This is a genomic window from Pseudoalteromonas sp. SR43-7, assembly GCF_014163785.1.
Taxonomy (GTDB): Bacteria; Pseudomonadota; Gammaproteobacteria; order Enterobacterales; family Alteromonadaceae; genus Pseudoalteromonas; species Pseudoalteromonas distincta.
The window spans coordinates 16,889-29,866 of record NZ_JACJDY010000026.1 but is presented as its reverse complement, the minus strand read 5'-3'; the positions used below and the strand labels follow the sequence as shown (position 1 = coordinate 29,866).

The following is a 12,978-nucleotide window of genomic DNA, read 5'->3' as shown; positions in this document are numbered from 1 at the left end:
CTCCTTAGCATACCCTTTAATTGTTTTAACAAATATATGAGTGGGTAATACCGATTTGGTTCAGTGTAAAATCAATATTAACTTTACATTTATTATTTGGCTGCCTAAATGCAATAAAGTTCAGCACTTCAACTTAGTAAGCAACTAAGCGCAAATAAGCAAATTTTAGCTATGGTACTTTCCCGTGCCAGTAAAAACAAGAAACACCGCACTTTAAAAGCGCTTAATTAGCGTGTGCTGTAGTTTAGAGCCCTTTTTGTGTTAAACTTCGCCGCCGTGCAACTTCTCGTGTGTATTTTTGGTGTTGCCAACTCGGTTGATATAATCCAAGTAACAAGGTATTTGAACTCATGACTGCATTTTCAAATCATCAAATTGTTTTAACAGCGATTGGCGAAGACAGACCCGGTATAGTAAGTGAACTAACCCAACTGGTTAGCGATTGCCACTGCAACATTATTGACAGCCGTATTGCTATTTTAGGCTGCGAATTTACCTTCATAATGTTACTTAGCGGCGACATGTCGGCAATAAGCCGCATAGAGCACGTACTGCCCACTAAAGCCATGGAACTTGGCCTGCTAACCATGATGAAGCGTACAGCAAGTCATACTCCTAGCGAGTTTTGTGCAGGTTACACACTAGAATATACAGGCATAGACACCCCTGGTACATTGAGCAAAGTAACGCGCTTTTTTGCCGACAATAATATTAGTATTTGCTCACTTAAGTCAGACACTTATTCCCAAGAAGACAACATAAAGATGCGTTGTGAACTTGAATTCAACATACCTGTTGATGTAGATATAGATCAATTTAAAATTAGTTTTGAGAGCCTTTCTCACACACTAAACGTAGATTATATTTTTAAACGAATTCGTTAAGGATGCTAAACATGAACACAATTAGTCCATTACAAGCTGGCGATACTGCACCCGCTTTTAGCCTACAAAACCAAAACGACGAAACAGTAACATTAAGCGAGCTGTTAAAAGAGCAACAAGTGCTTGTGTACTTTTACCCTAAAGCGTCAACGCCGGGCTGTACTGTACAAGCCGAAAACCTACGCGATGAGCAAGCACAGCTTGCTAAATTTAATACCCGCGTTGTAGGTATTAGCCCAGATCCAATTAAGCGCCTTAAAAACTTTGAAACGAAAAAAGAGCTTAATTTTGATTTATTAGCTGACGAAGACCACGCCATTGCTGAAGCATTCGGTGTATGGGGCTACAAAAAGTTTATGGGTAAAGAGTACGATGGTATTCACCGCTTGACGTTTTTAGTAGGCCAAGACGGTAAAATAAAACACCTATTTGATAAGTTTAAAACCAAAGATCACCATCAAGTAGTGTTGGATTATTTAGCGGCAGAGTAATCTTGCAGCAGAGTAATCTTGCAGCAGAATAATCTTGCAGCAGAATAAGCTAGCGGCTGAGTAAGTTAGCTACCAGCTATTAGACAAATACAGAAAAGCGTTGCTCAAGGGCAACGCTTTTTTATGTCTATACATTTGCGCTATATAAAAACTTAAATAGTAATTGAGTAAATAATTTGTTAAAACTGCCAAAGCACTTATTATTAGCACCTTGCCAATTGGATATTTAAACCTTGAATAAAAGCCTAAAATTTAAACTTTATTTAACTGCATTAATCATCTGTATTATTGGTTTTAACTTTTCAAAGCCAAGTATGCAATTTTACTCAAACCCGTTTTATATCGGTAGTTTTGTTTTTGCTATTGCGCTTATAATCTCTGTAATTAATTACGCCTGCCCTGCCTGTAAGAAAAACCAAGTAATGCGCTCTATTTCTAGTTATAAGCTCCCAACTAACGACTGTTATAATTGCGGGAAAGAGATTGATGAGAAGTGAATAAATCAAGTGGCTAGTAAGATCTATCGATACTTACAATATAACCTAGTCTATATTAAGTGCTTACTCTTCATTATTAGCCGCAGAAAAGCCAAGTATTTACTAAAGTAGCTCATGATTTTAGAGCAATTTTTGGTACTTGAATAGCTAGCACTTTATCGAGTACTTCGTTGTTTTGGCCAATAAACATTTAAAAAAGTAAGATTCTACACGTTATTCGATTCAATTTTTTCTAAAAGAAGCTTATTTTTATCCTCTACTCTAAGCAATAAAGAAATCACTAATTCTTTAATATTTAATACTAAATCACTATCAGGCTTTTGTGCTTTTGCCGAAATTGGTATCACCATTGATGGGAACTTTCCGAAAGCATTCACTTTTATCAATTTATGATATTCAAATTCAGTTTGCCCTCTATGAGCTACGAACTTCATTCTTAAATCATATAACAGTTCATCCGTCTTTCCATACTTACTTTGTTCAATATCATTTTTAGATAACTGGACTTTTTTTCTGATAGCATTTTTCGTTTGAGCAAAACACTTATAATAGGTAATTGATATAGAGGTAAATAAGCTATCTACAATTACAGCGTTATCAGAGGCGTCTAAATTAATTTTTAGAAGATGATCAACCCAGCCTAAAACCCTCTTGAGATCAGAAGTAAGTAAAGCCCTTTCATTGTACTCTTTTGATAGAGCATCATTTAAAGTTAATGACTTTATTTTTTTTCGTTTATATTTTACCGAATGAATCAATTCTTTTTTGTTTTGATCAACAAATGCCTTTATCTCAAAATACTTTGTCTTCTTCGTTAACATCGTCGATCCTTGTAATATTTTTTAGCTGATTTTACTACTTGCTTTTATATCAAATTTTAAGCTTAAAATAATAGTTTAATGTCGCATCGGGTACTTTATCAAAAATAAAACCCAAGCACGTTACGGTGTCGGTTGACGCTTTCAAATATATAATGCGGGGTTATTGGGCCGTGTGTATTGGAGGTTCGTTGGAGCTCGTTGGGTTTCGCTGCGCTCTACCCAAACTTTTATCTCTTCTTGATGAGTGTTTGTCTTAAATTTTTACGCAGACAAAAATGGCGTTGCCTGAGCGCTCTGCCCATGGGGTTATTTTATCGTAGTCATGTTCAAATATGTGGATTTCGAAGTACGGTTTTAAGGCTTCTTTAAGCTCGGTATAACTAAAAGCAACCATTGGGTGCTCGTCGTGCCATACGAGTGTTTTGTCTGCGGTGGTTTTTTCTATGCTGAGTTTTAATAACTGTTTACTGCCGCTGCCACTATAGTGCCAGCCAGAGCGAAATGTGAAGAAGCTATTTTCGCTTGTTGCTGTGTGCTCTACAAATGAATCGCTGTCGATTTTGTTTTTATCAACCGTGTTGAAGCAAAATATTCCACCTACGTTTAATGCGCTGTATACGCTAGCAAGGCATTCTTTTAACTTATTAATACCGTCGCAGTAATGGATTGAATACAAAAAGCAGGTAATTAAATCCAAGGGCTCGGTTACTTTAAACTCACTCATGTTTTGCAACGAAAATTGCGCTTCTGGGCAACGCGTTTTTGCTTTATCTAGCATTGGCTGGTTTAAATCAAGCCCACTACTTTTATAGCCGTAATCAATAAAGTGGCGTACATGCGGGCCGGTGCCACATGCTAAATCGAGATGGGTATTTGCGCCATTCCCAAAAATTTGGTGCAGCCTGTGAATAGAATTGCTTTGGGCTTGATAATTAATATCTGCACACATTAAGTCGTAGTAATCAGAAAGGTCGGTGTAAAGCGCATTTGCGGACATATAAGCCTAGTGGTAAGTAGTAGAATATTTTTAAGTCGCGCATAGTAAACTAGTTATGGCTATTAGCGAAGAAGATATGAGCTTTAGGGTTGTCGGGTGGTGCTTCGCTTATCCAATCCACGTATTTAAATATTATAAAACGTTATTAGAAAATGGTGCGGAAGTAGAGATTTGTTGGGTTTAGCTTCGCTCTACCCAACATACGTAATATAACTTTAAGCTGGCTTTAACTAATTCCTAAATACTTATGTACTTGTATTGATAGGCGCCAGTTTTTGGCAATACAGGTGTCGATTGCGAGTTTAGTTGCTGATACTTTTTGGCTAATTGGCTGTAAATAAACAAGCTTAGGGTTAACACCTGTTTTAGCAAATAATTCTTCTAACTCTTCTACATGCTTTTGCATGGCAACGGGGTGTTTAATTTCGTTGGCACGCTTCATTGCACTGGTAAGTACTTCATAGCCGCCGCGCATATTGATTTTTGGTGATACCGTTACCCATGTTTGCTCTGGGGCGAGTATTTCGAACGTGCCGCTGGTTTCTATTTGTGTACTAAAGCCGTGTTCGTGTAATAAGTTACATACTGGATTTAAATCAAACATACATGGCTCGCCGCCAGTAATAACTACGTGCTTTGCGGTATAACCACGTGATTGAAACAACGCTAAAATTTGCTCTGCACTGGCGTTAGCCCAATGATCTGAGTCGGCTTTTTTTTCTACGGTTTCATCCAGCGATACTTTATATACATTATCAACATCCCACGTTTGCTTGGTGTCGCACCAAGAGCAGCCTACTGGGCAGCCTTGCAGACGTAAAAATATTGAGGGTGTGCCAGTAAAGCTAGCTTCACCTTGAATGGTTTCAAACACTTCATTAATTTTGTACAAAAGAGATCTCACTTACTACCTAGCAGCCAAATTGCTACTATTAAAAAACCAAAAAGCGCTGTGCAAAAATTGTTATTTAAGCTGCGGCCGTGTAGTATATCGCGCCCTGATATAAACCTCTATTAAAACTAAGAGCAAAACAGATATGACGCAAAAAGTAGTTGTTATTTATTCCGGCGGTATGGACTCATTTACCGTATTAAATAAAGCCCTGCAACAAGGCCATGATGTATATGCCCTTTCATTTGACTATGGTCAGCGTCATGTAAAAGAGCTTAAAGTAGCGGCAAGTGTGTGTGAAAAATTAAACGTTCCACATAAAATTGTTGATATTTCGGCGATTAACCAACTTATTGGTGGCTCATCACTTACTGATGATATTGATGTACCTGAAGGCCATTACGAAGAAGAAAGCATGAAAAGTACGATTGTACCTAATCGTAATATGATTTTGCTCTCGCTTGCTGTTGGCTACGCGGTATCACTTAAAGCTAGCCAAGTTTATTACGGCGCTCACTCTGGGGATCATGCTATTTACCCTGACTGCCGTCCTGAATTTGTGCAAAAAATGGATGATGTGTGTCGTATTGCGAACTACGACGCGGTAGAAATTTTTAGCCCGTATTTAAATAATACTAAAATTGGTATTTTGACCGACGGTATTGAAATGGGTTTAGATTACAGCCAAACGTGGACCTGTTATAACGGCCGTGAAAAGGCCTGTGGTAAATGTGGCGCGTGCCAAGAACGCCTTGAAGCATTTGCACTAAATAACATTACAGACCCGTTAGAATACGAATAAGCCGCAATTAATTAGTAATACAATTGCTGCATACAAAAAAAGGCTATCATCGATAGCCTTTTTTGTTTGTCAGGTTTTAAGTCAATGGTATTGATTAAAGCCAGCGTTTTACGCGCGCTTTGTAAGCGGTAAACTCTTCGCCAAATAATTTAGTGAGCGCACGCTCCTCGGGTATTATTTGAAAAAATGTTAAATACGCAATAAACCCGATAATACATAAAAGCGCCCACAAGGAACTTAACCAAACACCCCACCCTGCTAAAATAAATGCAAAACCCACATACATTGGGTTACGCGAAATTTTATAAATGCCGCTCGTAATAAGTTTTGATGCTTGCTCAGGTTTATTTGGGTTTACTGTGGTGTTTGCTATTTTAAAGCTCGCTACCCCTGCAATACAAAAAACACACCCAATAATGACCAAACTTGCTGCTAAGTAGGTAATAAAGGCGGTGAAATCAATAACACTGTAATGCGCAATAAGCGCCATTATGCCTGCAAAAAACAGCACAACGATAACCGGTGGAATTTTATTATTTAACATGGCAACTCACTGTATTGGCTAAAGTATGTTTATTATATGGTGGCTATGCAGCTATTAAACAATATCTTAAGTGTATAAATGATGAACACGCTTAAAGCTGAATTAAATAAAGTATACAAATTAAGTTACAATTGTCAGCTTTATCAAAAGCGCTTAAAGGTTATACTTTAACCATAAACGAATAATAAAATGATAAGGAATGAGGTTATGTCTGGAACTACGATGATTGTACTTATTGTGCTAATTTCGGTTGGCTCAGGAGTAGTTTACGATATGTATAAAAAGCACCTTGAGTTTAAGCATAAAATGCAAAACAACAACAGCGATGCCCATAAACAACTAGCTGAAACAAACGCACAAGTGCTTGCATTAAAAGAGCGTGTACAAACACTTGAGGCTATTGTTACTGATTCAAGCTTTAACGTTAAAGATGAAATTAATAAACTTTAAGTTGTTATAAGTAATTTGGATATAAATGCGCATTTTCTGGCTGCTCAATGCCATGAGCAGCTAAAAAACCACCAATAGCTTGCCCGCAGCCCTGTGGTGCTCGCCCGCTGTCTATCTCAAAATTTAACTGATTAGCATGTTGCTTACCCATAGAGCAAAGCCCTACGGTACTTGGCGAGCGCATAGCGATACTTAGGTTACCTATTTGTTCAACTGCAACGTGCTTACTAAAGCGGGCAAAACCTTTGTATTTAAACTGCTCGTTTACGTAGTCATTACTTGTGGCCACCAATGCCACAATTAAGCCGTGTAAAAAACTATTAGCGGATGAGTCTGCTGTTAAAAACGCGATTGTTTTTTTATTAAACTCGCTAAGCTGGCAATCCTCACACAACAGCTCAACAGTATATAAATGTTGCTCGGCTATTTGCTGCTGACTTTTAAGTTCAATACTTTTTCCTGCAAATACAATACGTTTAAGCACTTTGTCAACGTTACTTGTAACCGCTTCGCTTTTAACCAGTTCAGGGTTTTGCGCCATTACAGGTAAGTCGTGGTGATTGTTAAATGGCGTACTTGTTGCGCCGCTTTGCATTAACTGAAAAAGTTCTCTTACTTCATGTTCACGCGCAACTTTTAACGCTAAAAATGCGGTTTGAATAAGCTCTGAGGTAGGTAAGTTTTCCTCTACAATCCAGCGTCTGCCAAATAATAGTTTTTTAGCTTTGGCTTCATTAGTAGATGCGCTTTTTTGGTAGTTATCAGGGCTCAGCACTGCTACTTGCAGGTAAATTTCTTCACCTTTTTGTGCAGCGAGCACTCTAAAGTGAGCCGAAAACTCAATACTCTCAAGTACTTCGTTTACGCTTTGAAGCGTGTGCTTGTAACGTAAAAAATGCTGTGGCACCACCCAATTACTATTAGCCAATTGCACAAGGGGTGCATAAGAAATAGGTTGCTCGTAACTGTGTTGCCATTTTTGCTCATTGCTGAGCAAATGATTAATGTGACTCTTGTTATCTGACATAAATAAACCAAATAAACTCGCGTAGTGCGATATAAACTATGAACACATTACGTCGTCAATGTCGTAATTAGATCACATGTACGCCCTACTTTTGGGCTTTTTTAACTATCGGTGACTTCTTGATAGTCTGTTATAACTTTTTGATAGTATGCCTTATCTTTATTGAGCATTTTATTATAATGATTTATGAGTTGTCGTTGGTACATAGCGTGCTCTGTACTAGCAAAGTCCCACATTTTGTTGCCGGTATGGCTAATCTCATTATTGGTACTAAAGCTCACTTCAATCACTTCATAAAAACGTTTGTTGTCGTAAACTATTTGTTCACTTATAAGCCCTAAACCGAGTTGTTTTAAACCCACTCGCAACTTATAAGTGTGATGCACTGGGCATAAAATAAACCGAACATTATTTAAATGCTCAACTGCGTTATTAGCAATGATTTGTTGTACTAAACTTAATAACAGCTCACCGCCAACACCTGCTATTACAACTACTTGGCTTTTACTTTGAGCAATTTCAATTTTGCCTACATCCTGACATAAGACCTGCCACTGCGGGTTTTTATCACAGGTTTTTTGTAATTTATTAATAGATGATAATTGCGCTTTTAGGTCGTTCATTAAAGTGGCGACTATATCTACAAAAATAACGTGGTTTGCAGCTGCGCGTTTTAATAGCGCCATGCCTAAATAACCATGGTCGCAGCAGCAATCCCAAATAATATCGTGATGCTGCGAAATTAATGTATCAATGGCAGTTAGGCGTTTACTGAGCTTCATTTAAGCAGGTGTTTGTGACGTTTTATAGACAAGCGCTTTTAAACTTTTGTCGCTGTCTACTTCAATAAAACGCTCGGTGGGGGCTAGGCGCTCAACAAATTCAATTGCGCCTTGGGTGTTCTCGTTTATTAATGCTTTAAACGCATCTTCGCTAAGCTCTGGGCTATTAGCACACAATAGTAATTGTGTGGTATCGCAAAGTAGCTCTGGCAACCTGCGCAGCACTTTTTGATAGTCTTTAGTTAATATAAAGCTGCCTTTTTGAAAGCTTGGCGGATCAACTATTATTAAATCAAACGGGGCTGCTTTTTTTAGTTTTCCAAACGATTTTAAAATATCGTGAGGTAAAAAACTGACGCCGCGCTCAAAACCATTTAGTTGATGGTTTTGCTTGCCTACTTTTAGTACGCCTTTGCTCATATCCATGTTCATCACATGATCTGCCCCGCCTTGCATGGCGGCAAGCGAAAACCCACATGTATATGAAAACAAATTAAGCACTTTGCCATGCTTGCTATTAGCCATTACAAATTCACGGCCGCTGCGCATATCGGGAAATATTCCGGTATTTTGGCGGCTCTGTAAATCAACCAAAAAGCGAATGCCATTTTCGGTTACAACATGTGGATTAGGTAATTGCCCATAAACCACGGTGTTTTGGCTTTGTACGCCAGCACGCTGCTGGTACACAAGTGACGTAATAAGCTCAGGCTGTTTTTTTTGTGCCCACTGCCACACAACATTGGTGAGCTCGCTTAGTGTTTGCTCATCAATTTCATCGTACGAAACCAAAAATAAACTTGGCGGGTAAAAGTCTAAATTAATATGCCTTAATGCTTCGACGCTGTGGCCTCGGCCATGAAAAACACGACACAGTTCATTTTTTAAAATTGGCGCGTCTTCAAGCGCAGTAATAAGAGGTGTAAAGTTTGCTGTCATTTTTAATTAATCAACTGTTGTTGTAGTTCATGTATTTCATCGCGAACAGAGCCCGCTTTTTCAAATTCTAGGTCGCTTGCGTATGCATGCATTTTGGTTTCAAGCTGCTTAATTTGCACGGCAATTTCTTTCGCACTAAGGACCTTTTTAGACTCTTTACGAATAAGTTTAAGGTTGTCTTTAGGGGCCGCTTCTTCGCCTACATCCATTACATCAAGTATTTTTTTAGCCAGAGCATGAGGCTCTATGCCGTGCTCAACGTTATATGCATGCTGAATTTCGCGCCTGCGTGCTGTTTCGTCCATGGCTTTAGCCATTGATTTTGTAATTCTGTCGCCATATAAAATAGCGCGGCCATCTAAGTGACGCGCAGCACGGCCAATGGTTTGTATCAGCGAGCGAGCTGAGCGTAAAAAGCCCTCTTTGTCAGCATCAAGTATGGCAACAAGTGCCACTTCTGGCATATCAAGGCCTTCTCGCAGTAAGTTAATACCCACTAACACATCAAATACGCCAGCTCGTAAGTCACGAATTATTTCTACGCGCTCAACGGTATCAATGTCTGAATGTAAGTAACGTACTTTAACATTATGCTCGCTTAGGTAGTCAGTTAAATCCTCAGACATACGTTTAGTAAGTGTAGTTACCAGTACGCGTTCGCCCTTCTCCACACTTTTGTATATTTCTGAGAGTAAATCATCAACCTGATCGCCCACAGGACGTACTTCTATAAGTGGGTCGAGCAGCCCTGTTGGGCGAATTACTTGCTCTGCTACTTCGCCTGCGCTGCGCTCAAGCTCAAAGTCGCCAGGCGTTGCCGATACATAAATAGTTTGTGGTGCTATAGCTTCAAATTCTTCAAAGCGCAGTGGCCTATTATCCATTGCTGAGGGCATTCTAAAACCATACTCAACAAGGTTTTCTTTACGGCTTCTGTCGCCTTTATACATTGCGCCAATTTGCGATACGGTTACATGCGATTCATCAATAATCATTAATGCGTCATCAGGTAGGTAATCAAGCAATGTTGGCGGCGGATCGCCTGGCGTACGCCCCGATAAATAACGGCTGTAGTTTTCTATACCCGAGCAATAACCTAGCTCGGTCATCATTTCTATATCGTATTGCGTTCGCTGTGCTACACGTTGCTCTTCTACTAATTTGTTTGCACTGAGTAACTGGGCGCGTCGCTCTTTTAGTTCTTCTTTTATTTTTTCGATAGCGCCAAGTATTTTTTCACGCGGGGTAACATAGTGCGTTTTAGGATAAATAGTAGCGCGCACTATGTGCTTTTCAATTGCACCGGTAAGCGGGTCAAAAACACTTAGGCGTTCTATTTCATCATCAAACATTTCTACTCGTACAGCAAATGTGTCTGATTCTGCTGGGAATATGTCAACTACTTCGCCACGTACACGGTATGTACCTCGGCTAAAATCTATATCATTGCGGGTATATTGTATTTCAGCAAGACGGCGTAGCATGTCGCGTTGATCTACTTTTTCGCCCACTTTTAAAAGCAGCATCATTTTCATGTACGATTTAGGGTCACCCAAACCATAAATAGCCGATACCGATGCCACAATAATGGTGTCGCGACGCTCAAGCAGTGCTTTGGTCGCACTTAAACGCATTTGCTCTATGTGCTCATTTATCGAAGCATCTTTTTCGATAAATGTGTCGCTAGATACAACATAAGCTTCTGGCTGGTAGTAATCGTAATACGATACAAAGTATTCAACCGCGTTTTTAGGAAAAAACTCTTTCATCTCGCCGTATAGCTGCGCAGCCAATGTTTTATTGTGCGCCATTATTATTGTTGGACGATTTAAATCGCTAATAATATTGGCCATGGTAAAGGTTTTACCTGTACCGGTGGCACCTAATAACGTTTGGTGTGCAAGCCCCGCTTCTAACCCTTCGCACAGCTGTTTAATGGCGGTAGGCTGATCGCCTGCTGGTTTGAAATGTGATTTTAACTGAAAATGGTCACTCAATTATTGCACTCCTGTAACGATTCGCCGCTCAGCGCTTCTAGTTTTTTCATAAACCACTTATATGCCACTATTGCTGTAAATAAATTACCTATGGCAGCGCCTATAAATAACCCTAATAATCCGGCTATTTCGTTGCCGATATAAGCAAATGGTACATAAAATATGAATAAACGAATAACGCTTAGTACCAATGCGTTCATTGGTTTGTGTAAAGCATTAAACGATGAATTTGATAAGATGATCACCCCTTGTAAGCCATAGCTTAATGGGATGGTATAAATAAAGAGCTTAATTACATCTATTACGGCTTGTTCTTTACCAAATAATTGGCTTATTACACCTGAAAATGCAATTAGTAATACGTAAATGGCAAATTGCCATACCATCACAAATTTTAGTGTGCCGGTATACGCTTCTTTAACACGGCATAATTTGCCAGCCCCAAAGTTTTGGCTCACAAATGGCGGTAATGTCATCGATAGCGCAAGCACTAATATACTTGCAATAGATTCTATCCGGCTGCCTACTCCAAATGCGGCCACGGCTTCTGGCCCATGGTGCGCTACTAAGGCGGTCATTACGGCCATAGCAACAGGTGTAAGCATGTTTGCACCTGCAGCAGGCAATCCAATTTTTAATATTTTACGAATAGCGCCAGTTACAGTTTGCTTGCCCGCTTTGAGACTCAACAAACGTTTTTTAACCACTAATATATATAAAATAATAACCACAGCGACCGACCATGCAACAACACTTGCTATGGCAGCGCCTTGAATTCCTAACGCGGGTACCGGCCCAAAGCCAAATATAAGTATTGGGTCAAGTATGGCGTTTATCAGCCCGGCTCCGCCCATTACTATACTTGGCGTTTTAGTATCACCGCTGGCACGCAGTACCGAGTTACCAATCATTGGGGTTATTAAAAATACGCTACCGATAAACCATACATTCATATATTCATGTATTAACGGCAATACTTGTGCGCCCGCTCCTAGCAAAGTAAATATGGGGTCGATCAGTAAATATCCAACAGATGACAACACAATAACCAAAACCACACCAACCATTAAAGAAATACTGGCATCAAAACGTGCTTCATCAATTTTATTACTGCCGAGCGCTTTCGCTATTACTGCTGATGTACCGATCCCCAGCCCTATTGCTAAGCTGATAACGGTAAAAGTAACCGGAAATGTAAAGCTCACGGCAGCTAGTGGTTCGGTGCCAAGTAAGCTTACAAAAAAGGTGTCTACAATATTGAACATCATTAGTGTGATCATGCCGAATATCATCGGTATGGTCATCGTCTTTAATGTAGGCAAGATAGGATCGTTTAGTAAATCTGGGCGAGTCTGAGATTTTGAAATTGCGCGCATGAAATAAATAGGCCTCTTTTACTGAACGAATCATTTTAAAGCATCAAGGCAGTTCAAGCCACGGATTTATCACTACAATTGATGTAATTACGGAAGTAAATATTCTAAAAAATAGTAAAACTTGGTTTTTACATCTTTTTGTTAAAATAGAGCCTAAACACGCCAAAAAACAATTAAAACACATTTTTATAACTTTTATTACAAACCCCCTGTGTTATCTGATGCTTTTTTACACAAAGCAACTACTTGGTTTATCGTTACGAAAAAATTCATTCATGGAGTTACATCTATTAGCCACCAAAACATAACCTACTGTTTTACAATGAATAAAAAATAGTGATTTAAAAGCTTGAAATCGTTGTAGCACCCTAAAACATTGGTGCCGATGATGTTCTTAAAGTTTCATAAACAGAGTTATCCACAGAAACAGTGGATAACTCTTTCAAAGCCGCATTTATAAAGGCCTTGAGAGACTCGCA

Annotated in this window: 13 protein-coding genes; 4 read left to right on the top strand and 9 right to left on the bottom strand. The window is 39.2% G+C overall.

What is annotated here, in order from left to right:
• The first annotated feature begins 350 nt into the window (after positions 1 to 350).
• Both H5087_RS17155 and bcp read left to right on the top strand, forming a co-directional pair.
• Entirely contained in the window at positions 351 to 884 is a 534-nt protein-coding gene (locus H5087_RS17155; RefSeq protein WP_007583906.1) for a glycine cleavage system protein R, read from the top strand.
• An 11-nt stretch (positions 885 to 895) separates the two neighbouring features.
• Complete coding sequence (gene bcp / locus H5087_RS17150; protein ID WP_002963124.1) at positions 896 to 1,375, top strand: thioredoxin-dependent thiol peroxidase; 480 nt, start codon at positions 896 to 898, stop codon at positions 1,373 to 1,375.
• A 703-nt stretch (positions 1,376 to 2,078) separates the two neighbouring features.
• Here the strand turns inward: bcp and H5087_RS17145 are convergent.
• The 3 genes from H5087_RS17145 to queE all read right to left on the bottom strand — a co-directional run bounded on the left by H5087_RS17145 (position 2,079) and on the right by queE (position 4,582).
• Positions 2,079 to 2,693, bottom strand: coding sequence for a hypothetical protein (locus H5087_RS17145; RefSeq protein ID WP_182672813.1), 615 nt, complete (start codon positions 2,691 to 2,693; stop codon positions 2,079 to 2,081).
• A 253-nt stretch (positions 2,694 to 2,946) separates the two neighbouring features.
• Positions 2,947 to 3,690, bottom strand: coding sequence for a class I SAM-dependent methyltransferase (locus tag H5087_RS17140; RefSeq protein ID WP_182672812.1), 744 nt, complete (start codon positions 3,688 to 3,690; stop codon positions 2,947 to 2,949).
• A gap of 226 nt (positions 3,691 to 3,916) precedes the next feature.
• On the bottom strand, positions 3,917 to 4,582 hold the full coding sequence (queE, locus tag H5087_RS17135) for a 7-carboxy-7-deazaguanine synthase QueE (RefSeq protein WP_024591014.1): 666 nt from the start codon (positions 4,580 to 4,582) through the stop codon (positions 3,917 to 3,919).
• A gap of 145 nt (positions 4,583 to 4,727) precedes the next feature.
• Between queE and queC the strand changes: the two genes are divergently transcribed.
• Positions 4,728 to 5,384 (top strand): 7-cyano-7-deazaguanine synthase QueC, encoded by a 657-nt coding sequence (queC, locus tag H5087_RS17130; protein WP_002960416.1) that lies wholly within the window; start codon positions 4,728 to 4,730, stop codon positions 5,382 to 5,384.
• Positions 5,385 to 5,478: 94 nt separating this feature from the next.
• On the opposite strand, the gene H5087_RS17125 is transcribed toward queC, so the two are convergent.
• Positions 5,479 to 5,928, bottom strand: a complete 450-nt coding sequence (locus tag H5087_RS17125; protein ID WP_007378935.1) for an isoprenylcysteine carboxylmethyltransferase family protein — start codon at positions 5,926 to 5,928, stop codon at positions 5,479 to 5,481.
• Positions 5,929 to 6,135: 207 nt separating this feature from the next.
• Between H5087_RS17125 and H5087_RS17120 the strand changes: the two genes are divergently transcribed.
• The gene (locus H5087_RS17120; protein WP_010553668.1) at positions 6,136 to 6,378 is read left to right on the top strand and encodes a hypothetical protein; all 243 of its coding nucleotides are present in this window, start codon (positions 6,136 to 6,138) and stop codon (positions 6,376 to 6,378) included.
• Between the two features lie 4 nt (positions 6,379 to 6,382).
• On the opposite strand, the gene H5087_RS17115 is transcribed toward H5087_RS17120, so the two are convergent.
• From H5087_RS17115 to H5087_RS17095, 5 genes are all read right to left on the bottom strand, one after another.
• Entirely contained in the window at positions 6,383 to 7,405 is a 1,023-nt protein-coding gene (locus tag H5087_RS17115; RefSeq protein WP_182672811.1) for a hypothetical protein, read from the bottom strand.
• A gap of 101 nt (positions 7,406 to 7,506) precedes the next feature.
• Positions 7,507 to 8,187: a tRNA (adenine(22)-N(1))-methyltransferase TrmK gene (locus tag H5087_RS17110; protein ID WP_182672810.1), complete on the bottom strand. Its 681-nt coding sequence runs from the start codon at positions 8,185 to 8,187 to the stop codon at positions 7,507 to 7,509.
• Positions 8,188 to 9,126, bottom strand: coding sequence for a class I SAM-dependent methyltransferase (locus H5087_RS17105; protein WP_182672809.1), 939 nt, complete (start codon positions 9,124 to 9,126; stop codon positions 8,188 to 8,190).
• 2 nt (positions 9,127 to 9,128) lie between these two features.
• Complete coding sequence (gene uvrB, locus H5087_RS17100) at positions 9,129 to 11,123, bottom strand: excinuclease ABC subunit UvrB (RefSeq protein ID WP_182672808.1); 1,995 nt, start codon at positions 11,121 to 11,123, stop codon at positions 9,129 to 9,131.
• Positions 11,120 to 12,499, bottom strand: a complete 1,380-nt coding sequence (locus H5087_RS17095; protein WP_182672807.1) for an MATE family efflux transporter — start codon at positions 12,497 to 12,499, stop codon at positions 11,120 to 11,122. The genes uvrB and H5087_RS17095 overlap by 4 nt, the downstream gene beginning before the upstream one ends.
• Positions 12,500 to 12,978 lie beyond the last annotated feature (479 nt).

What these genes read in the sequence shown, in the direction of transcription:
- H5087_RS17155 (WP_007583906.1), top strand. Translation starts at nt 351, where the DNA reads ATGACTGCATTTTCAAATCATCAAATTGTTTTAACAGCGATTGGCGAA.
- bcp (WP_002963124.1), top strand. Translation starts at nt 896, where the DNA reads ATGAACACAATTAGTCCATTACAAGCTGGCGATACTGCACCCGCTTTT.
- H5087_RS17145 (WP_182672813.1), bottom strand. Translation starts at nt 2,693, where the DNA reads ATGTTAACGAAGAAGACAAAGTATTTTGAGATAAAGGCATTTGTTGAT.
- H5087_RS17140 (WP_182672812.1), bottom strand. Translation starts at nt 3,690, where the DNA reads ATGTCCGCAAATGCGCTTTACACCGACCTTTCTGATTACTACGACTTA.
- queC (WP_002960416.1), top strand. Translation starts at nt 4,728, where the DNA reads ATGACGCAAAAAGTAGTTGTTATTTATTCCGGCGGTATGGACTCATTT.
- H5087_RS17125 (WP_007378935.1), bottom strand. Translation starts at nt 5,928, where the DNA reads ATGTTAAATAATAAAATTCCACCGGTTATCGTTGTGCTGTTTTTTGCA.
- H5087_RS17120 (WP_010553668.1), top strand. Translation starts at nt 6,136, where the DNA reads ATGTCTGGAACTACGATGATTGTACTTATTGTGCTAATTTCGGTTGGC.
- H5087_RS17115 (WP_182672811.1), bottom strand. Translation starts at nt 7,405, where the DNA reads ATGTCAGATAACAAGAGTCACATTAATCATTTGCTCAGCAATGAGCAA.
- H5087_RS17110 (WP_182672810.1), bottom strand. Translation starts at nt 8,187, where the DNA reads ATGAAGCTCAGTAAACGCCTAACTGCCATTGATACATTAATTTCGCAG.
- H5087_RS17105 (WP_182672809.1), bottom strand. Translation starts at nt 9,126, where the DNA reads ATGACAGCAAACTTTACACCTCTTATTACTGCGCTTGAAGACGCGCCA.
- H5087_RS17095 (WP_182672807.1), bottom strand. Translation starts at nt 12,499, where the DNA reads ATGCGCGCAATTTCAAAATCTCAGACTCGCCCAGATTTACTAAACGAT.